Genomic DNA, 21256 nt, shown 5'->3' on the forward strand with positions numbered 1-21256 from the left:
GCCGAATAACCATCGCACGCACCTCTCGATCAGAGTGTTGCGACGATGGCTGGAACTCAAGCCGACGAGGGCAAGCTCTACCTCTGCGCGATCAAGGACGCGTTCTCCGGTCGTATCCTCGGCTACTCCATAGACTCCCGGAGGAAAGCTCGCCTGGCGGTGAACGCCCTGGAACAGCGCAGTATCTCGGCGTGGCGACGCGGCCGGCTGCATAGTGTGTTCGGAGCGCGGATCCCAGTTCAGATCACCAAAAATTCGTCCACGCGTTGAACCGCCATCACCTCTTCGGATCGATGGGCCAGGTCGGTGCCCCCGGCGAGAACGCCGCGATGGAATCCTCCTTCGCCCTGCTCCAGTAGAACGTCCTGGACCGCAATCGCTGGCGGACTCGAGAAGAGCTGCGGATCGCGATCGTCACCTGGATCGAGCGGACCTATCCTCGACGCCGCCGACAGGCCCGCCTGGGCCGATTGACCCCCATCGAATACGAGACCATCATGAACCCGACCGTCAGCCTGGCGGCCTAACCCCAGCTGACACCTGATCGCGCATCAGTCCCCCGCCTAGGTTCGAGATTGGACCCTTAAACACCTAAGGGGGCACCCTGTTGATCTTCGCATGATGGCATTTCACCGCGCCAGAGCAAAGCTTTGAACCCAAACAGCTATAACAAACCGCGGGGCGTTACCCGATGAGTTCATGCCTCACGAAAAAAAGTTGTTGTGAAGAGCCGGTTGCCGAACCCGTCGTTCACGCTGACCTCGACATCGCTCCAGTCAGGAATCAAGGACAGGACCAATCGGCTGCCGAGCAGGGCGGAGGTCTCTTTGACCGTGTGCTCGCCTGCGCGCACTCGGTAGCGGAACATCAACGCCTTGGACTTCGCCGGTATCCCGTGGACGGCCGGACATAACGACCCGCTGTCGCCCGCGCCCCAGTCCAGGGCCCGGGCGACGGCCGTCTCACGTCCCTGCCCCCAGAAGGGGAACGCGCTGATGTCCTTCTCGGAAGTCAGTCCGAGATCCTCCAGTGTGCCGACCGTCTGCCGTAGGGTACCGCCCTCCGCCCACAGTGCCCCTAGAAGCTCGACGATGTGCGCCGGCGTGGGCGGCACATGGCCCTCGCCCAAATTGCGGATCCAGAAGACGTGCTCGGGCCCCGCCTCATAGAGATTGCGACGGACGGGAGAGGCTCCGTAGGCGCGCATGAGTGGTGCCAGATGAGCCTCCACATGCCAGTCGTTCCAGTTCTGCAGTACCAGCATGCGACGCGGCCGGTGACCCTTGCGTACCTGCGCCATGATGGAATGCTGCACTCCGGCTCGTTCCAGCGCGCCTGCCCATGCGCGTGGATGGTCAGCTGGGTCGCCGGTGGCCACCAGTTGTGGGAACGCCTGTTCGAGGTAGGGCCTGACGAGTGGGGGCGAGTACTCCAGAAAATCCGTTTGGGGGTTCCAGACGAGGACCGAGGCGTCGTCGCCGAGAAGATGACCGTAATACAGGGCGGCGAAACCGCCGGCCGAGCCCCCGACCAACCACAGGTGCTTGCCGGTCCGCTCGGCGATCGTCCGCAGTGCTCGCAGAATCGCATCTTGAAACTGGCCGTCCTGGTATCCCGCGTACCACCCGATGTTCAAATCCGGGGAGAGCGCCAAGGACGTGTCGGCTACGGCCACGAACGGACCGTCGAGTTCACGGCCGAGGTTCATGCCCGAGAAGAACGGGGGCTTGCGCTCCCCTCGTTTGGATACCGCGCCATTGAAGGTGACGAGGATGTAGTCCTGGTTGCTTCCCAGGACGTCATTTTTGAAGAGGAGGTCCATGTGGTGCGTAGGAAGACCGACGCGATGGATCCCGTCGGCCCATCTCGGAGCGGAGAAGAACTCGTCAGTGCCTGACCACTCGTGCACGTCCGCCTTGAAATATGAGTAGTCGAATTCTTCGAGCATGGATTTTCTCCTCACACCGTGTACCCGGTCGTCTTCGTTGCCACCACACGGTCCCCTAATCGAACGAAGACCTTGACCCGCACTCGTTCGTCATCGAGTTGCACTTCACCGATGTGAGTGCGGGAATACGGCACGGCGTGCACACGGTCATTGCCTTTGAGGAAGTAGTACGCAACCGCGGCGTCGGGCCCGTGGGTATACCGGGCGTTCGTCGCATACTTGATTGCGCCCGACTCAAGTCGTCGGGCCGTCACGGTGAGTTCCGCCGGCAACAGCTCAGTACCCGTGGTGGTGCCCACAGACGACGGCTGTGGGCATTGTCCGATGAAGTCGACGCCGCGAGTCGTCACGAACCGGCCATGCTCGAGCTGGACGTATGCCTCCTTATCGGAGACGGATAAGTTGCGGCCTCGTCGGACGTAGCCGAAACTCGGTTGGTTGCCGCGCACCCGGGTCAGGGTGGTTCCCATGCGCCGGAAGGTTTCGGCACGCCCGGTGTCGAAAGTCTCCGGGAGAGACCATACGGATTGCTGCCAGGGGTCGAACACCGCGCCGCCTCGGTGGGCAAAGAACTTGTTACCGCTCATGCAGCGGATGAAGTCGACGTCACGAACCAGATAACCGTCCGGATCCGCGCGAATCAGGTAGCAGCGTTCAAGGCCCACCGCCAGGACCTCGGCCGGGTCGGTCGATCGGTCTAAGAGATCGGTGGCCACCCCCAGGACATTGCGGATGTGCCACGGCGCGAACACGTCGTCGTCATCGATGCCCATCCGCACCACCAGATCGTATCCGGCGAGATCCACGTTCTCGTGGGCCCGGCGGGACATGGCCTCGCGGCGAGGCCATTGTTTGTTGGGCGCCATTGCCATGTCCACGTGCGAGGTGGAGAGATGTCCGTAGCCGCCGGTGGGATGGGTATAAATGAATACGCTCACCCGCAGACCCGCTGGCGCCCCCACCGCCGCGACTTCTGCCTCGATCCGGCGGGCGATGTGCAACTTGTCCGAGGAGACGTAAACGGTGTGGATGACGTCCACCCCGTCCGGTATGTCCTGGGCGAGGATGCTGCGGAGAGTGGAACGGTAGCGCTGGAAGTATTCCTCGATGCGCCCAGTCACCGTCTCCACGTCACAGAACACCGTCTCGATCGTCACCAGGGTGGAGGTATGGTCGGGAGAGGCCGGCGACATGGGATCGGTCGTGGAAATCAGGGTCATGCCGCTGTCACCATCCTGGCGTTGATCGTCTTCGCCTCATCCCGGGAGAACACGCGAATACGGCACGATCCCGTGTCCTGGGTGTGGAACGTGCGAGACGCACGTCGGCTGTAGGGCGCCCGTTCGACGGAGCCATCCGACCGCACGAGGTAGAACGCGTAAAATGGACCGCCACCTCTGACGACGGCCCGTACCAAACCGCGTTCCGTGCGGGATACGGTGACCGCCATCCCGGTGTTGTCCTGGGCGTGTTCGACGACTGAAACCGTGTGATCCCGTGCCAGTAGCGCGGACGGGATCACGTCTTCGACCCGTCCGTGCAATGCATCAGGCGTCATGCGGGAGCCGAGCACGTCAACCGCTGCCTCGTCCCACGGCCCGACCAGGGTCGCAAAGAAACACGAAGGTCCTTGCCCGGTGACGGCCACCTGATCCACGGGCGCAGCTTTCCGCCATCCCGTTGACGTCCAACCCGCCATGGGACCCTTCACGCCGCGTCGAATTTCCGTTGTGCCACCGCTCAAGGTACTCACGTGAATGCTCTTGTCCTGGTGGCGCAGAATGAAACCCGTGCTCAGACGCTGGGCGCGCACGTCGCGGCCGCAGTTCCAACGCTGTTCCACCGCGGTGGCGTCCGGCGCTGCCACCGAGTCGAGAACGAGAAGCTGCCGCCGGGCTTTGAGATAAATGACCCGCCGACGGATTCCGACGTCGTCATACCCGGGGTCTCCAAAGCTCAGGTCCACGTACTCACCGGTCTCCACGCGGTCCAGCAAGGGGACCTCGGTATCTTTTCGATACGTTCTTCCAGGCATTACGACGGCATTGTGGCTTTCCCTGCCCACCACGTAGTCCCGCATGGGGCTTTTTCCGTAGTAGTACTTGCCGGAGTCATCGATCCACTGCACACCGTCGGCAGCAAAGGTCACCGAGCCACCGTCGCGGTGGCCGTGGACTTTGTCCTGCCTGCCCCACGTCGCCGTGACGAACGTCTCGTCCTCATACGCGCGTTCTTCACCCCAGCCGCTGCGAAGGAAGGCGTAGCCGGCGTCATAGATGGCAGTGGTCGAATTGGGCTTGATTCCCTCTCGCCCTTGAGTGACCACGAAACGAGTGAGCGGGTGGTTGATCCTGCGGGGATTGCCGCCGTCGGTGTCCCCGATCCGGGCGAACCGTCCCAGCGGACTCGTCGCGTGGGCCAACAGCTGCGGTGCCAGGTCGAGTCGATGCGAGAGTTCCGGGCGGGGAATCCCCTCCAGATCCAGTCGTGTCAGAGCATCGTTCCACCACTCGTAGTTCTGCAAGTGGTAGCCGAGGGAACCCTCTTCATTCGCGCCCTGTTCGTCGTAGGCCGCCGCGAGCTGGTCGAAGAGCCGCTCGAGCGCGAGTTCGGTCACCTCAGGATCTTCCAGTACCACGCCCAGTACGAACAACCCCACGTGCTGGTGAAATCCGTGGTTACCGCGTGTCAAATGAGAGGGCTCAGACAGCCAGGCCACGTGGTCGTGGAGCGAATCAAGTAGCCAGTCTTGCTCCCCCACCACCGTGAGACCATGACATAGTTCCATGGCTCGAATGCCGTCGCTCATGTCGATCCACGACCACCGCGTCTGTCCAGCGCCCGGTGGGTTGGCGGTGATCCACGAATGCGCCAAGAATTCCCACCGTTGCGCCGCCTCGACATCTCCGCGGTTGGCAGCGCGCCGCAGCGGATCCAGCCAACGCAGCATGTGGTACTGGAACTGCCAGTTGTTGTCCTGGAATGGGTTTTCGCGCCAGGTGGGCTCTTCCGGGAGCGACCATGATTTGTGCGGCGCCATGGTGAGACGGCCCGCCTTGAGATCATTGACCTTAGCTTCCTCGTCGGCCGAGGGACGGAAGTGGGTGCCCAGCGCCTGTCGTCGGGCCGCGTCGAAATTCACCATGCGCGTTCGATCCCCACATCCATGAGGGTGGCCTCGGACATGATTTCTTGCTTGACGGGCCGGGCGACGACGCGCAGTGGCGACGTCGGACTCTGCGGGTCGTCACGTGCAAGTTCCACGTCGTAGAGCGCGCACAATTCGTCCAGCAACGCGCGACACTCGGCCTTCTGCTCCGTGGGCACGAAACGGTTGAACTTGTTCACGAGCCACCCGTCGAAGAATGCGTCCACCCGGGTATGGCAATAGGCGTCGTACAGCCCCTCCCGTCGGAGCCACTCCACCCGGTAGTGCTCCAGGGGTAGGTATTTGCGGAATAGGCTCGGCCCCACCGTGTTGATCATCGAGTTGGACACGGCCCCGTAATAGACGTGGATGGGCAGGCGGACCGTAGCGATCCGCCTGGCCCCGTGGAGCATCTGCTGGAACGCCAGGGAATCCTGGCCCAGGGCACCCACCGGTTGATGCAGACCGATGGCGCGCAACCATTGCGTGTCCGCCACGAGTGCCTGGATGCTCATGGGCTGGAAGTTGATCCGCTGCAGGGCGTCCTCCGGGACCATCAGACCGCCCGTGGGATCCTCCGGTAGGTTCTTCGTCAGGATTTTGACGTTCGGGACGTGCCGGCGGTACGAGGAGAGCTTGATCATGTCCCCGATCGCGAATTGCACCCCGAGCTCGCGGGCGGTCTCCAGCAACACGCGGAACCCATCGTTGAGCGCTTCGTTGTCCGGGTCCAAGTACGTGATGTAGGGCGCCGTCGCGAGTTTCAGTCCCTCGTTTCGCGGCCGGGACGCGCTGCCCGATCCGCCTGTCTCGAAGAAGTGGGCGCGCACGTTGTCGTACCGCGCCGCGAGTTCGCGCACCGCGAGCACCGTGTCGTGATCGGTGGAGCCGTCGTCGATGAGCAGGATCTCCATGTCCCTGAAGATCGTGGAGCGTTCCAGGGAGCGGAAGCACTTGGAGACCAGGTGTTTGCCGTTGTTGAACACCGGGACCACCACGGTCAACTGTGGGGCGTCGGTGAGCGTGACCTCGATGCGCTCGCCAACCCGGGGCCCCGCGCCGAACGGCGCGGTGCTGTAGGCCCGCCCCTCGATCCGCCCGGAGTCGAGCCACGTCTGCAGCACCGGGGTGTCCGCCTGGACGCGGAGGCCGCTGCGAGCACTGCTGCGAACCCGGCCCGTGAGCTCGTGATCGTCGAGGCTCGTGATCCCGCCGTTCGTCTCGAAGCCGTTCTTCGTGGCCACGTCCACGTCCGCGTACCGGAACACGTTGAGCAGGTCGCGCACGTGGCCGCTCGCGTAGTCATGATCGGCGGACACGGGCACGACGACGTCGAAGTCGTCCCGGCGCTGCGCCAACTCGCCCCGAGTGAGGACGCTCACGAGTGCTGTCTGCGTGTCGGCGATCTCACGCGCGTGGTCGATCGTGGTGTCACCGTCCGGAACGACCGCCACTCGTTCGTGCAAGGACGCGACGGGGGCACCCACGGCGGAGAGCATGTCCGACATGCGCTGCCACGCCGTGTCGTGTTCCCACACGCGCCGCAAACCGTCGGACTGTGCGCGGTAGAGCCGCTCCCCCGTCATGCCGTCCAGGATGAGGGGTACCTCCCGCGGTCGGTCGATCAGCTGGACCTCGGGGTAACGATCGTTGACGGCGAGTGAGTAGTTGGAGAGAACGAACGCGCCCATCGCCTGCAGCTCCACCACTCGGTTGGCGTACATGGTCCCGGAATTGGTGACCGAGTTGAGGTTGAGATGGACGTCCACGCTGCGTTGGACCTTCATGAGTTCACGGTGGCCCAGCCCTGGGCCCACGTGGTCGACGAACTCCTGGGGGTAGAAGTACTTGGGGTCGCCCAGGGACGAGTTCCGATCCACGATCAACAGATCCCGTCCGGCATCCAGGACGCCCGAGAACAGGAACCGCGCCGCCGATTGTCTTGCGGGGTACTTGTGAGAGAGCCAGGACCCGGCGAACAAGATTTCGGAGTGGCGTACCCGCCGGGATCCCACGGGCGTGTGCAGTAGGGGGTTGACACCGAAGGTCAGGGGGCGGATGTCCCCCACCTCGGGGCAATCCGCGGCGTAGCTCGGGATCATTTCCTGTGCGGAGGTGAAGATCACGTCCGCTTCCTGGGCGAGGGGACGGAACCGGGCGTAATTGGGCGGGTCTTCTTTGGAATAGAAGATCACGGGCACATCGCGTGCGCGGAAGGCCGGGATGACCTCGGAGCGCACGAGCCCCGCGGACGCCGTGGTGCCGTGCCAGTCCTCGAACCGGCCCCGCCACGTGGATGTCAGGATGAGCACATCGCTGGTGCGAGCCACGTCCCGGAAGTTCTCCGGTGTCACGTACGTGATGTTCGCCGTGCCCTCGTACGTCTCGTACAGGAACGTGTCCGCGATCATGGCCACCCGGGCCGGGTGCGGGGTCAAGACACGGGTACCGGCGTGATCGGGCAGCCCCGCCACGGATTCCACGAGGTCGCGGACCTGCTCCGCTCGCCCGTTGTGTGACAACCACTCGGGATACTGCTCCTGCGTGATCACCGGATTCAACCGGTCCGCGCGGTTACGGCGCGCGTAGTCCTTGAACGCCCGGGAGCGGAACCAGTGCCGGTCCGTTGCAGCCGTGGCTTCCCTCAACTGGAGTTCCTCGATCCGGGTGCGAACCTTGGCACGCCGTCGCTTCACCTGGTCCATGTTCATCGCCATGACCGCACCGCCTTCCGCAGCTTCCACACGCGTCGTTGCAGCCTGAAGGTGCGCGAGGCCCTGGTGCGCTCCCACTGTTCGCGGGCAGTGTCCCGCTCCTCACGCGTTTTACGGAGTTCGGACTCCAACCACCACACCTTCTTTAGGTAGGTCCGTTCCTGCGTCTTCAGTTGCTCGTCCCGGGACTCGAGGTTCTGGAAGAACCGGATCTCCTTCTCGTAACTGGCCACCAGTTCCTCGCTCAGTCGGCGAATTTCCTGCGCTTGTTGGACCAGAAGGTCACTGAGGACATCGACCGCGTCGGCGTGGTCGGCGGCGGCGCCCACTGGGGTCGGGTGCGCATTCATGATCGTGGGCCTCCGATGGGGGCTAGGGCGCGGTCCAACTGCTCATGGACGGCGGCGGCGTCGAACGTGGATGTCGTGAAGTCGTGTGCGTTGTGGCTGAACGAACGGCGCGTCTCCGGGTCTCGCGAGAGATCCAGGATGCGTTGCGCCATCTCGTGGACGGACGGGACCAGCCATTCCCTGGGATAGATGAGATCCGCACCGGGCCAGTCCAGGGACACGGGAACACCGCCGGATGCTGCGACATCCGGGAGGGTCAGGTGGAATGACTCGTGGTCGCTCACCGAGATGCCGTATCCCACACCCCGGTACCACTCGGCCATGTCGTTGCCGTGCGGGTCGAAGCGGATGACCTCCCGGCCGGCGCGTTGATTGAGCTCGTCGACGCGGCGGTAGCACGCCCGGTACCACTCGAGTTCCTCGGGTCGCTTGTGCATCCACTCGTAGTCCTCGGGACGCTTACCCTTGACCCGCAACGAGAACTCGGGATCCACGGCTACGAGCTGCTCCATGAGATCCACGGCGCGGTCGAGCCGTTTCAACTGAGGGACGATCCCCACGAACCCCACGGTCTTCAGCGCGCTCTCGTGCTTGTCACGGGCCAGGTCCGCCGTGCGGACCACGTTGGGGATCACCGTGCACGTGGCGCGAGGAAGCCCGTGACTCGTGATCGCGGCCTCGCGCATGAGATCACTCACGAACACGTACTGGGACACCTGCTCGTGCCGGATCCGGCGCAGGTAGGGCCCGCGCAATTCCTGCGCGTGAACCCGCACGATCAGCCGCTGGTGGTCGTTCACGTGTTCCGAGTACCAGATCGCATTGCCCAGACCCCATTCGCAGAACACCACGTCCGCTTCCGCGAGCAGCTCCGCGGAGCGCTGTTCATCGTGATGCGCGTGGTTGTCCCACTGATCCACCAGCACTCGTGCCCCTGTGGCACGAAGGTGATTCAGCCACGAGGAGATGAACTTCAGGTCGTGTCCCGCCACGAGGATCGTGCCGGCACGCTCCACCGCACTCTCACCGGACGGGGTGGCCACGAGCTGACGCGTGGGCTCGTCCGATGGCGGAAGCGTCACCGTGAGGGTGGCGGCCGAGTCCACGGCACGGAACGACGTGTCCGGGTCTTTCACGAGGGTCGCCCGAAGCATTCCCCAGGCATCGTGCGTGTTCGTACCGGGAACCGCGAACACTCGAGCATCCTCGTCCGCCCCGCGCGAGTGCGCAACGATCTTGTCCCAGTGCCCCCAGCGTGTGGTCTGCAGCAGGTCCTCCGCCCACGTCCGGGCAGGATCCTCGGGCGGGTACGCCCAGAACTCGACGTCGTGGGGATAGGGTTCGCGATAGCCGAGCACGCGCACGTCGTGCGACTCGAGCACGGCGCGGGCAGCGGCATCGTCGTCCGTCAACCGCACCATGCTGGGCAGGACGGATTGACGCAGGATCCCCGGGACCTGTTCGGGGCGCGCGGTGAGACCCCACCGTGGCAGCGAGAACGCCTCGACCGGTAGACCCGCGGTACGTGCGAGGATCACCAGGGCTGTGTCCACCGTGTGCGCGCGCAAGACCGTGCGCAGCTGCAGCCACACCTCGCGCAACCGCTCTTCCGGATCGGCGCTCCATGCCCCCAGAAGAGCCTTGGCGTATGCCGCGTTGTTGGTGCAGGGAATGCCACCGTCGAACGTCTCGGTGATGCCCCGCGCCCAGCTCGAGAGGACCGCTCCCCCACACGCCGCGATCTCCACGACCCGGCGGGAGAACATGGTGGGTGAGTACGGGGCGGAATTGACGTTGAGGCTGGCCACGTGCGCGCGGTAGCTGTCGATCACCTCGTCGTAGGGCAATGCCCCCCGCACCCATTGCCTGAACCCGGGTGGGAATCGGTACGGTGAGTCCGGGATGGCCAATTGCCGGTCGTAAATAGCCAGCCCGTACGGCTTGGCCGTGCCGAGCAATTGCTCGAGCTGCTGGGAGCGCTCGGGGTATCGCTGCCCGTAGTAGGTCCCGGCATAGGCAATGGTGTCCTCCGGCGCCCGTGCACCCGGGAGGGGGTTGTGGATCGCGGGTTGGGCATAGAAGGGCAGGGAAGAGGACGTAACGGCGCGACCGCCGCTCAGGAAACGCGCTGTGTGAAAATACTCCGGGATCATGTCCGCGTCCGTGGTGAACACGTGATCGCACAGCGCCCCGGTCCTGCGGAACCGGTTGATGTGCACCGGATCCTCTTTGTTCCAGAACACGGTGGGAATCCCGGCGTGGCGGCACCGCGCCAGGAGGTCCCGCAGCTGCGTGTGCTCCTCGTCCGAGTAGTACCCCACCCTGTGATGCCACGCACCGCCGTTGCCCGACCACGCCGATTCGACGAACACCAGGTCCAGGTTCTCGCCGGCCAGTTGCTCGGCGTAATCGGCCGGGCCGAGCGGGATGATCGTGGCCGAGCGGCGCAGGGTCTCCGTGGTGAACTCGTCCGCGATCAGACCGATCCGCAGATCCTTAAGGGACCGGCCACCGTGTGCCAGGGCGTCGTGGTCCGCCGTGGCCTGGGCATAGACCCGGCGGACCACCGGGCCGAGGTTCCTCCACTGCCGCTCGTCCACGGCCCACAGACGGCCGGCTTGCCCCTGCGACACGCGCAGTTCAGGATCCTCGATGAGCTTCTGCAGCGCGTTCGCGAGGGACTTGGGGTTCCCGGCTCGGCTCAGCAGACCGCGCGGCCCGGCGCTCTCTCCCTCCACGGCACCCACGAGTGCACGGTGCGGTGAGACGTCCGAGAGCACCACCGGTTTGGCTGCGCTGAACGCCTCGAGTGGCTTGAGCGGCGAAACCATCTCCGTCACGGGCAAGCTGGTGCGGGGGCACGCCACGATATCCACGCAGCTCATGAACCGGGCGATCTCACTCGCGGGCCGCCGGCCCACGAATTTCACTCGCGACTGCAGCTTATTGCGGACCTGATAACTCTTCAGGTCGGGGTACACCCCACCGGAGCCGGCGATCACCACCTGGAAGTCCACCTTGCGCCCGCGCAGGATGTTGGCCGCTTGCAGCAGCGTGTCCAGACCCTCGTAGGCCACGAGCGAGCCCGCAAACCCGATCACGGGCACATCCGTGCGGATCCCGCGTTTCGCGGCGTAGCCGGTGTCCCGGGGCAGCGGCAGGAATTCATCCGTGTTCACACCATTGGGCAGCAGCGTGATCTTGTTCTCGGACACCCCACGGCGCACGAGCTCGTCCGCGACCTCTTGCGTGATGGCCAGCACGGCATCCGCCTCACGAGCGACCAGGGTCTCCATGGCTGCCTGGTTCACATACCGCTGCGTCTCGTCCCATCCCGGTTTCAGAGAGGCCTCCGTGACCTCCCACAAACCCCTCACCTCGTACACGAACGGCACACCGAGCCGCCGGGCGGCGACCAGCGCCGGAAGCGCGTTGAGGTAGTTCGACGCCGCGTGGATCACGGACGGGCGCAGCAACCGGGCCTGCCGCACCACGGCATCGGCCGCGACATTGACGTAGACGTCCGGCGCGAGGTGGTTGATGTTGCCTTCCGGCACGTGCACCCAGTCCACGCCGTTGCGCGTTTCCACGTGGCGCCGCTTGCGAGGCTTGACGCGCGCGGTCGAGATGTCCCACGGATAGCCCGAGCGCCCCATCACGGTCACGTCAGCGCCGGCGGCCTTCAGCCCGGCCACCACTCCCTCGGTGCGCACGCTGTACCCGTTCGAATGGAAGATCGGCGTGGAGTACGCGCAGTACAGGACGCGTTGCCGCTCGGGCAGGTACGCCGCACCGCGGGAGCGCGGGGGCACGAGTCGCGCCGCAGTGCGGTCCAGTGCCACGGTGCCCAGGATGCGGTCGGTCAAGTAGCGCTGTTTCTCGGTGAGATCCGGCAGCAGGCCGCGGTGGCGGTCGACCAGTTCCGCCGCACGGGTGATGTCCCCTTCGCGGTACCACAGCCGGTTGAGGGCAGCGGACAAGTGCGCCGCGATGGGCTCGGCCTCCAGGATGGCCAGGACGTCCTCGAGGGAGGGCTCGACCTCTGCGGTCGGTTCGGTACCGGCCGACGACGCGTGGGGCGTCTGGTTCGACGGGCCGGTGGCCGCGGCGTCGTCGTGAACCCGGGTTGCCGGGCTCGTGGCGGCCGCCGACGTACCGTCGTCGACCGGGGCCCCGGTTTCGTCGCCGGCGGGTTCCGCGGCAAACTCCGATGCCCGTTCCCCCGTAGTCGTCGACGAGGCGGCCAGTGTGCGGTTCTGCGCGGTGAGCTTCTCGATCCGAGACCGGGCCGTGGCGGCCGCGGCCTCCAAGGACCGGATCCTGCGTTGTGCTGCTTCCAGCTGATCGAACGTGCCACGCGGGTCCCGGGCGACCTGGCGGTACACCAGTTCCCGCAACCGGACCGGATCGCGGCGTTCGTCTGGATGCATGGGGGTGCTCCTGGGGGATACGGCGCGCCGGGGGTGCGCGCGAGAAGACGATGCGGGGGCGGCGGGGACGGTGTTCCCACCGCCCCCGCCTCAGTGACTCAGCGCCACAGCCCCTTCGTGTCCACCACGGCCTTCCCCTTGAGCGCGGTGGCCGGCAGGGTCTTGAACTCGTCGTGGTCCACGAGCAGCAGGACCACGTCCGCGCGCTCGATGGCGTCCTGGTAGTCCGCGAACTCCACATTCGCCAGGCCTTGCAGACCCTTCGGCAGCTCGGAGACATTCGGCTCCACGGCCAGGACCGTCGCGTGGCTCACGTGCTCGGCCAGGTCCTTGGTGATGTTCATGGCCGGGGATTCACGCAGGTCGTCGATGTTGGCCTTGAACGCGAGGCCCAGGGCCGCGATCACCGGGGACTCCACGTGGGAGCAGGCTTCCTCCACCTTGGAGATGACCCACTTCGGCTTCCCGTCGTTGACCTCGCGGGCGGTGCGGATCAGGCGTGAGTCCTCCCGGTCGGCGGCCACGATGAACCAGGGGTCCACCGCGATGCAGTGCCCGCCCACGCCGGGGCCCGGCTGCAGAATGTTCACACGGGGGTGGTGGTTGGCCAGCTCGATGAGCTCCCACACGTCGATGCCCAGCTTGTCCGCGATCAGGGACAGCTCGTTGGCGAACGCGATGTTCACGTCACGGAACGAGTTCTCCGTGAGCTTGGACAACTCCGCCGTGACGTCGTCCGTGGCGAGCAGTTCACCCTGACAGAAGGACGCGTAGACCTCCTTGGCGCGGCGCGCGGCCTCGGGGGTGCTGCCGCCGATGATGCGGTCGTTGCTGATCAGTTCCTCGAGTGCTTTGCCCGGCAGGATGCGCTCGGGGCAGTACGCGAAGTACACCACGGGCTTGCCGTCCTCGCCGTCCAGGGACAGGTCCGGCCGCAGCTCCATGATCTTACGGGCGAGCGTCTGGGTGGTGCGCGGCGGGGAGGTGGATTCGAGGATCACGGTCTCGTCCCCGCGCAGCTGCGGGGCGATGGATTCCGCGGCGGAGAGGATGTAGGACAGGTCGCCCTCGTAGTTCTCCTTGAACGGGGTGGGCACCGCGATCACGAACGCGTCACCGTGCTGCATCTCGGTCGTCGCGGTGAGCTGGCCGCTGTCGATCGCCTTCTTGAGCTGCTCCTCGAGCCCCGGCTCCACGATCGTGACCTCGCCGCGCTGGATCCGCTCCACCGCGGAGGCGTTCACGTCCACGCCGTGGACCCGCACCCCGTGATTCGCCATGACTACGGCGGTGGGTAACCCGATGTATCCCAGCCCCACGAACACGACTTCCAACGGCTCACTCATTGACGCACCTCACCACGCGTTTGCTGGTTCGTTCCGGTTGACCGGAACTTCCATTCATTTTCAACGTAAACATGCAGAATCCTTAGGATCATATCGTCACATGACGGGTGCTGTCCCCGAACATGACGACACGTCCCGAGGCCAGCGCAGCGGCGTCGGACACCTGCCACGTGTGGCTGTCCGAGCCGCGGAACTGGACGAAATTGAAGCGGTCTGCCGAGTAGATGACGTAGCCGGCTTCGCGCACCGCGGCCAGGAAGGACGTGTCCTCCCCCGTGCTGCGCCGCTGGAACGGGATCTGCCGGAAGACCTCGCGGTAGCCCGTGATCGTGGGCCCCATGACGAAGTCCGTGTATCGGTGCTCGCGGTGTGGGAAGCGCACCAGGGTGGCGTCCTGAGACTCCACGTACATGTAGTGCCCCTGCTTGCCCACCACGTCCGCGTTCGCATAGCGCAGGGCGTCCAGGAGGTCGGCGAGGTAGCGCGGGGCGTAGTAGTCGTCGTCGTCCATCTTGGACAGCACGTCCCCGGTGGCGTGCTCGACCGCGAGGTTGAGGCACTCCCCCAGCGTGAGGGACGCGTCCGCGGCCACGGTGGTCACGCGCTGGATCCCGCAGTCCTCGACGACGCGCTGGACGTCCCGCGCCCGCGGGTCGAAGCCGTGGGCCACGAGCACCACGTCCAGCTCCACGTCCACCTGGGCCGCGATCCCGCGCAGGGCGTCCGGGAGTCGATGCGGGCGGTTGGTGCACAGCAACACGGTGACGCTGGGCCGGGTGCGGGCGACGGCGAGCTGCGGGACGGCGCGTTCCACGATCGTCTCCACGCGGTGCGTGTAGGTGTGCTGCGCCCAGATCTCGCGCTGTGCGCGGTGTACCATGCGATCTGCCAGTTCCGGGCTGCGTACGAGGGCACGGATGACGTCCGCGGCGTGCTCGCGGTCCGCCACAACGGACAGTTGGTCGTGGGAGAAATACCGTCGCACGGCCTCGGACGGTGTGGAGACCACGGGGGTGCCGCACGCGGTGATCTCGAAGATCCTCCGCGCGCACATGGACGGGGAATCCACGACCGAGTTCACGTTGAGGAAGACCCGGTACGCCTTGTAGGCGGTGAGCATCTGGTCGTAACCCAGCGAGCCCACCACATGCTGGTCCAGGGGCTCGGGGAACTGGTAGCGCTCGTCCTGGCCCAGGTAGCGGGAGAAGATCTCGAGCCCCCTGTCAAGTTTCGCCGAGGCATCATGTGCGCCGCCGAGCAGCACGTCCATCTGCTCGCGCCGCTCGGGGAACTTGTGGGCGAAGTACATCCCCCCGAAGGCCACGTCCCGCTCGTGGAACCCGTTGCGGGGCCGCGCGGGGTTGTGCACGGCGGGTTGCGCGGCGAAGGGCAGCACCCCCACGCGGTCGTGGCCCAGGTCCCGGTGGTAGTCGGGGATCTTGTTGACGTCCGTGGTGAACACGGTGTCGAACAGTCGCGCGCACTCCAGGAAGTCGTCGTAGTGCGGCGGGTCCTCCTTGTTCCAGAACACCGTGGGGATCCCCTGCTCGCGGCAGTGGGCCACGAGCTCGCGCATCGACTCCTTCACGCCCGAGGTCCCGGTGAGTTGGTACTGCCACTCGTCCGCGTTGCCGTGCCACGCGGACTCCACGAACAGCAGGTCCACGGGCTGCGCAGCCAGTTCGGCGCGCCAGTCCCGCCGCGTGAGCACTACCTGGTGCCACTCGTAGTGGAAGGCACGCAAGGAGAAGTCGTCCAGGATCACCGCGGCGGTGAGGTCCCCGCGCACCGGTGCGCGCTCGGGCCACTCCTGTGCCGCGAACGAGACCGTGCGCTGCGCGCCGTCGTTCCCGGCGGAGGCGGCGTCGCGGCCGGCTCCGGTGACGACGGCGCTCGCGGACGGTCCCGCGGGCAGTCCCGCCCGGCGCCGGTAGGTCCGCCACTGGGACACCCCGCCGTGGCGCAGGTGCCACAACTGGGTGCGCAGATCACCGGTCAGCGAGCGGGGACTCACGCGTGCACCTCCCGCAGTTCGGTGCGCACGAGCCGATCCATCAGCTCGAACTTACGTTTGTGGGCGGCCAGGTTGTTGCCGGCGGCGAGCTGCTTCATGAACTGCTCGTACTCCTCCGTGACGGTCTCGGGGTCCCCATCCATGAGTGTGTCCCCCTGGTCCAGCCACACCACCCGGGTGCACATCTCCCGTACCTCGTTCATCGAGTGGGACACGAACAGCACACACCCGGCTTGTTCGCGGATCTGGGCCATGCGGGCCTGCCCGCGTTCGCGGAACTGGGCGTCCCCGGTGGACAGAGCCTCGTCCAGGATGAGGATGTGCGGGTCTGTGGCGGTGGCCACGGCGAACCGTAAGCGCGCGGCCATCCCGGAGGAGTACGCCTTCATGGGCCAGTGGATGGCTTTGCCCAGCGCAGCTACCTCCACGAGCTCGGGCAACAATTCGTCCACCCGGCGCGGGTGCATACCTTGCGCCAGGCAGCCCAGGCGGATGTTCTTCTCCCCGGACAGCGCCGGGACCAGGGAGACGTTGACCCCCAGTTTCACGGGGGTGTCCACCGAATAGACCCGCCCCGACGTAGGATTCATCTGCCCGGCCACGATGTTCATGAGCGTGGACTTCCCGGACCCGTTGCGCCCGATGAAGCCCACGAACTCGCCCTGGTGCACCGCGAGCGTGACGTCGTGGACGGCCAGGTTACGCACGATCGGGGGCCGCCCGAGCGCTCGCCGGGCCCATCGCACCGGCGCGGAGACCGGGACCTCGTCCCCACCGCCCGTGGACGTGACGTTGTAGATCATGCTCACGTGGTCGATCACCACGGCAGGCCCGGCGCCGGGTTCCCGCGCAGGTGCGGGAGCGCCGTCGCCGGGGGCGGGCACTCCGCTGAGGCGCTGCGCGGAAACGCCCGACATACCCGGGGCGTGCGACGCGACGTCGTCGTGACTAGCGTTCATCCGCGTAGCTCTCCTCGTTGCGCCAGAACACGAGGAAACCGAGGATCAGGATCCCGAGGGATGCCGTGACCAACACGGCCCACGAGGACCAGCTGGGAACCTGTGCGCGCAGCACCAGATCGCGGCTGATGTAGAGCACCTGGTACAGGGGGTTGAAGTGGAACAGGGCCAGAATGCGCTCGTCGTCCACGAAGCGGGAAGGGTCGTAGAAGATGCCGGACGAGTACATCCACAGCCGCATGAAGAAGGACAGGATGTTGGAGACGTCCGGGATCCGGTGCACCGCCGGGGCCAGGAGCATGCCCAGTCCCCAGTTGAAGATGCTCTGCAGTACGAAGACGGGGATCAGCAGCAGCCACGTCCACGAGATGGGCTCCAGGGGCGGGACGATCAGCAGGAACACCAGGATCGCCGCGAGAGCGTAGAGCTGGGTCATGGCATCCCGCACCACGATGGACAGCGTGAGCGCGGCACGCGGGAACATGAAGCCACGCACGAGCGCCTTGGCGGAGGTCATGGAGCGGGAGACCGAGACCACGGAGCGGGAGCTGTACATGAACATCGTCAGACCGAGCACGATGAACGCCACGAAGTTGTCGATCCCGCGTCCGGTACGCAGCAGCAGTCCGAAGATCACGTAGAACGTGAAGCCCAGCAACAGCGGGTTGAGCACGATCCACACCTTGCCCAGCAGGGTGTGGTCCTGGCTCACGGCCAGGCGGACACGGGCGTCGTAGAGGATGAAGTGACGGGAGCCCCACAGGTCCTGGAGGTACTTACGCAGGGGCGGGCGGGCGCCCACGGCGTGCATCGCGGTGGGGTCGAAGGTCTCGACGGTGCGGTCCTCCGGTTGCCCGTGTCCCCCGCTGACCTGGGCGGTGCTGCTAGTCATGCGTCGGTCTCCTCGGGGGGTGGGTAGCCGTCCGGGGGACGTCTTCATTCAATTCACCATATCGCGTGGATGCCTGCTGGGCGATCACCCGCCACGTCCTGTGTACGACCACCCAGTCCCGTCCGGCGTTCGCGAGGCGTTCGCGGCGCTCGGGGTCCCGGGCCAGGCCGAACAGTGTCTCGGCAAGGGTGTCCGGGTCCTCGGGCGGTGTGAGCAGCCCGGTCTCGTCGTGGCGCACGCTCTCGCGCAGGGCGGGCAGATCACTTGCGACCACGGCGGTGCGCGCAGCCATGGCCTCGACCGGCTTCAGCGGGGTCACCGCGCGGGTCACGGAGCGGTCCTTGCGCGGAATCACAAAGACGTCCAAGGCCGCGGTGTACTGCGGCGCGAGGGCTCGGTCCACGCGGCCGGTGAAGGTCACGACGTCCTCGAGACCGAGCTCGCGGGCCAACCGCTGCAGGGTGGGGCGGGCCACGCCGTCCCCCACCACGAGCACCGCCAGGGACGGTAGGTGCGGGCGCAGTTGGGCCGCGGCGCGCACCAGGTCATCAATGCCCTCGTAGTCCACCACGGAGGTCACGGTGCCGATCAGAAACGTCTCCTGGGCGAGGCCCAGGGCGGCGCGGGCGTCGTGTCGGGAGGGTGCGTTCTCCACGAGGGCCCCGCCCACGGCGTTGGGGGCGAGGTCCACGCGCAGGGGGTTTTCGGAGGCGGATGCCGGTGTGGGCAGCTCCTCGAGTCGCCGGGCCATTTCCGTGCCCAGCGTCACGGTGCGGTCCGCGGTGGTCACGGCCCACGCCTCGCGAGCCTGGAAGCGCTCGTAGCGCTCGGACGTGAGGGCCTCCGGCGGACGGGTCGCGGCCCACGTGTCCGCGAGGAGTCCGCGAACCTCGTAGACCCACGGGATACCCAAAGCCTGGGCCACCGCGTGTACGGCCAACGCGTTGACATAGTGGCTCGTGGCGTGCAGGACAGCGGGCCGCGTGCGCAGCGCGAGCTCCAGCAGCGCGTGCGCGTGTTGCTGCACACGTCCCGTGGCGGTCGCGGACAGCCGCCGCGTGAGCACGCGGTGGTACGGGATGCCGTCCACAACGTCTGTGTGGCGGGCGAGCACCTTGCCCACCTGCACGGGGTACCCCGGGCGGGTCATGGCGTGGACGTCCCACCCCTCGTCCCGCAGTGCGGTGAGGTACGAGTGCGAGCGCTGCGCGTAGCCGCTCGCGGTGTGCGGCAGGGAGTTGGTCACGACGTAGAGCACGGTGCGGTCCCTGGGCCGGTAATCGCGGACAGGTTCCAGCCGCGGGAAGAAGTCGCCCAGCAGGTCCCGCTCGGCGGCCAGGCGGCGCGCGAGGGCTCGTTCACCGCGGGTGGCCCGCCGGAGGGCCTCGGCGTCGCCCAGCACCTCCACGGCGCGGTCCACGTTGCCGTGGTACCACTCGAGGCGCGCGCGGGTCGCAGCCGCTCCCGGATGGTCGGCGGGGAGTGCGGCGAGCAAGCTCGCGGTGAGGCCGGTGTCCCCCATGCTCAGGGCTACTTCTGCCCCGCCGCGTAACGACGCCGATGTGTCCCCGTTCCTGCTCCCCCGCGCCAGGGAGCTCAGCGCCGTTCTCGGCCGCGGCGGGCCTGGACGCGTCTGGTCCGGCCCTGCGTGTTCCCGGTGCTCGTGACCCGGGTCCTGCGTCGTGAGCTCCGAATCCCCTGCAGAGGCGAGGGCGCGGGAGAGGGCGGCGCGAGCGGCGTCGTCGTCCCCCAGGACATGCAGGGCGGTGGCCCGGGCGGCGAGACCACGCGGGCCGGGGACCCGTGAGAGGATGCGGGCCGCGGGGGTGACCCAGCGCCGCGGCAACCGGCGGGAGACCTGCAACCAGAAGACCACGGGGTCGTCGGTGACGTGCTGGCCGATCGTGCGAGCCGTGAGCCACGCGTTGACCGCGAGTTCACGGGACCGTTCGCGGCGCCGTGAGCTCATGAGGCCATCCGCTCGACGCCACCGAGGCTCCCGCCCGCGACGCCCTGGCGTCGCGAGGCGTGGTCGGTATCAGGGGTGCCGGAATCCGCCTCGGCGGCGGGACGACCCTGCGCAGCGCCGCCGTCGGCCGTACGGGCGGTGAACGGCGACTCGCGCGAACCCGCGACGCCGCGCGTGACGGCACGCAGCACCCTGCCCAGGCGGGGCAGCACGCCCTGACCGCACGCGCGGGAATACTCGCGGACGGTCGCGCGCAGGTGCTGGTCGTACTGCACGGACAGGTCCGCGTAGTCCGCGTTGTACCGCACCCATTCCCGGCCGGACCCACTGGGGACCAGTCGCGAACGGTCGGCCTCGAGCGCGCGCCACAGCGCGGCGATCTGCTCGGGATCGGAGGCCACGATGTCCCCCTCGCCCGCGTCGGTGAGCACGTGGGCGGCCTCGCCGCGAACGACCGCGGTGATGTGCCGGCCCACGGCGAGCACCTCGTAGGTCTTGGAGGGGATGGTGTCCTCGAACGACTTCCAGTCGTCACGCAGGGAGATCACGACCGAGTCCGCGTCGCGATAACGCTCGAACACGCGCTCGCGGTACTCCGGGGGCAGGAACTCCACGTTGGCGCCGAGCCGGTGCGCCAGCTGCTGCAGTGCGGGCTTGCGGCTGCCGTGACCCACGAGTGTGAGACGGACCGAGTCCCCGGCCAGGTGGGCGGCGCGGATGAGCCGGTCCAGGGACTGGGACTCGCCGTGGTTGCCCAGGTACAGCACCCGCAGCCCGCGCCGTCGTGCCGGAGGCGGGGGCAGCTGCGGTGTGCGCTCCAGGGGGATGCCGTTGCGCACCGTGACCACGTTGTGCACCCCTCGTTCGCGCAGGGTGCGCGCGAAGCCCTGGGTCACCGTGACCACGAGGTCCGCGCGGTTCTGCACGTACACCACGGCGCGGTTGACCACGGACTTGGACCCGCCCCGCACCAGGGAGGCGTCCTCGGCCAGGTTGGGCCACGCGTCCCGCATCTCCACGACCAGGGGAATCCCCTTGACGCGCGCCACGAGCAACGCGGACGCCAGCAACGGTAACGACGGCGCCGTGACCACCACGACGTTTTGGCGGCCCGTGAACAGCCCGCGCGCCACGGACGCGGCCGCGCTCACGAGCTGGTCCAGCAACTTCCCGGCACGATTGTCCCCGAGGAACACGTAGGGCACCCGGTAGATGTGTTCACCCAGGAATCCCGCCTGCCGCCGCCACGCCCGACCGCGCGTCTGCGTCGAGTAGTCCGGGCCCGCCCCGTAGTGCGCCACGGGACACACCACGGACACGGTCCACCCCCGCTCCCGCAGGTGGCTCACGAGCGAGTACCACCGCCGCTGGGGCGGCGAATGCTCGGGCCAGTAGGAACTGGCCATGAGCAGCACCCTCAACGGAGGCTGGTCACCCGGTGAGGTACCGGTTGCGGGGGGTTGTGTGCGGTTCATGGGCCTCTCGC

General features: G+C 66.9%; 12 protein-coding genes and 1 pseudogene. 1 reads left to right on the top strand and 12 read right to left on the bottom strand.

Annotated features, from left to right (window positions below; all coding sequences use genetic code 11):
- Positions 1 to 57 precede the first annotated feature (57 nt).
- Positions 58 to 527 (top strand): annotated as a pseudogene (locus RF646_RS04385) (transposase); the annotation flags it as partial.
- Positions 528 to 697: 170 nt separating this feature from the next.
- Here RF646_RS04385 and RF646_RS04390 read toward each other — a convergent pair.
- The 12 genes from RF646_RS04390 to RF646_RS04445 form a co-directional block, all read right to left on the bottom strand.
- Positions 698 to 1948: a hypothetical protein gene (locus tag RF646_RS04390; protein ID WP_368835308.1), complete on the bottom strand. Its 1251-nt coding sequence runs from the start codon at positions 1946 to 1948 to the stop codon at positions 698 to 700.
- 11 nt (positions 1949 to 1959) lie between these two features.
- Positions 1960 to 3168: a hypothetical protein gene (locus tag RF646_RS04395; protein ID WP_368835309.1), complete on the bottom strand. Its 1209-nt coding sequence runs from the start codon at positions 3166 to 3168 to the stop codon at positions 1960 to 1962.
- Positions 3165 to 5093, bottom strand: a complete 1929-nt coding sequence (locus RF646_RS04400; protein WP_368835310.1) for a heparinase II/III family protein — start codon at positions 5091 to 5093, stop codon at positions 3165 to 3167. Before RF646_RS04400 ends, RF646_RS04395 begins: the two co-directional genes overlap by 4 nt.
- Complete coding sequence (locus RF646_RS04405; protein ID WP_368835311.1) at positions 5087 to 7813, bottom strand: glycosyltransferase; 2727 nt, start codon at positions 7811 to 7813, stop codon at positions 5087 to 5089. The genes RF646_RS04400 and RF646_RS04405 overlap by 7 nt, the downstream gene beginning before the upstream one ends.
- On the bottom strand, positions 7804 to 8160 hold the full coding sequence (locus RF646_RS04410; RefSeq protein ID WP_368835312.1) for a hypothetical protein: 357 nt from the start codon (positions 8158 to 8160) through the stop codon (positions 7804 to 7806). Before RF646_RS04410 ends, RF646_RS04405 begins: the two co-directional genes overlap by 10 nt.
- Positions 8157 to 12590, bottom strand: coding sequence for a glycosyltransferase (locus RF646_RS04415; protein WP_368835313.1), 4434 nt, complete (start codon positions 12588 to 12590; stop codon positions 8157 to 8159). Before RF646_RS04415 ends, RF646_RS04410 begins: the two co-directional genes overlap by 4 nt.
- Before the next feature lie 98 nt (positions 12591 to 12688).
- Positions 12689 to 13936 carry a UDP-N-acetyl-D-mannosamine dehydrogenase gene (gene wecC, locus RF646_RS04420; protein WP_368835314.1) on the bottom strand — a complete coding sequence of 416 codons (1248 nt, stop codon included), beginning with the start codon at positions 13934 to 13936 and terminating at the stop codon, positions 12689 to 12691.
- Between the two features lie 88 nt (positions 13937 to 14024).
- Positions 14025 to 15950 carry a glycosyltransferase gene (locus tag RF646_RS04425; protein ID WP_368835315.1) on the bottom strand — a complete coding sequence of 642 codons (1926 nt, stop codon included), beginning with the start codon at positions 15948 to 15950 and terminating at the stop codon, positions 14025 to 14027.
- A complete protein-coding gene (locus tag RF646_RS04430; protein WP_286738246.1) occupies positions 15947 to 16909 on the bottom strand; it encodes an ABC transporter ATP-binding protein in 963 nt (320 codons plus the stop codon). Before RF646_RS04430 ends, RF646_RS04425 begins: the two co-directional genes overlap by 4 nt.
- A complete protein-coding gene (locus RF646_RS04435) occupies positions 16899 to 17801 on the bottom strand; it encodes an ABC transporter permease (protein WP_368835316.1) in 903 nt (300 codons plus the stop codon). Before RF646_RS04435 ends, RF646_RS04430 begins: the two co-directional genes overlap by 11 nt.
- On the bottom strand, positions 17794 to 19770 hold the full coding sequence (locus tag RF646_RS04440; RefSeq protein WP_368835317.1) for a glycosyltransferase family 4 protein: 1977 nt from the start codon (positions 19768 to 19770) through the stop codon (positions 17794 to 17796). Before RF646_RS04440 ends, RF646_RS04435 begins: the two co-directional genes overlap by 8 nt.
- Positions 19767 to 21176, bottom strand: coding sequence for a glycosyltransferase family 4 protein (locus RF646_RS04445; RefSeq protein WP_368835318.1), 1410 nt, complete (start codon positions 21174 to 21176; stop codon positions 19767 to 19769). Before RF646_RS04445 ends, RF646_RS04440 begins: the two co-directional genes overlap by 4 nt.
- Between the last annotated feature and the right edge of the window lie 80 nt (positions 21177 to 21256).

The sequence above is a fragment of the Kocuria sp. CPCC 205261 genome, from assembly GCF_040981025.1.
Lineage (GTDB): Bacteria > Actinomycetota > Actinomycetes > Actinomycetales > Micrococcaceae > Kocuria > Kocuria marina.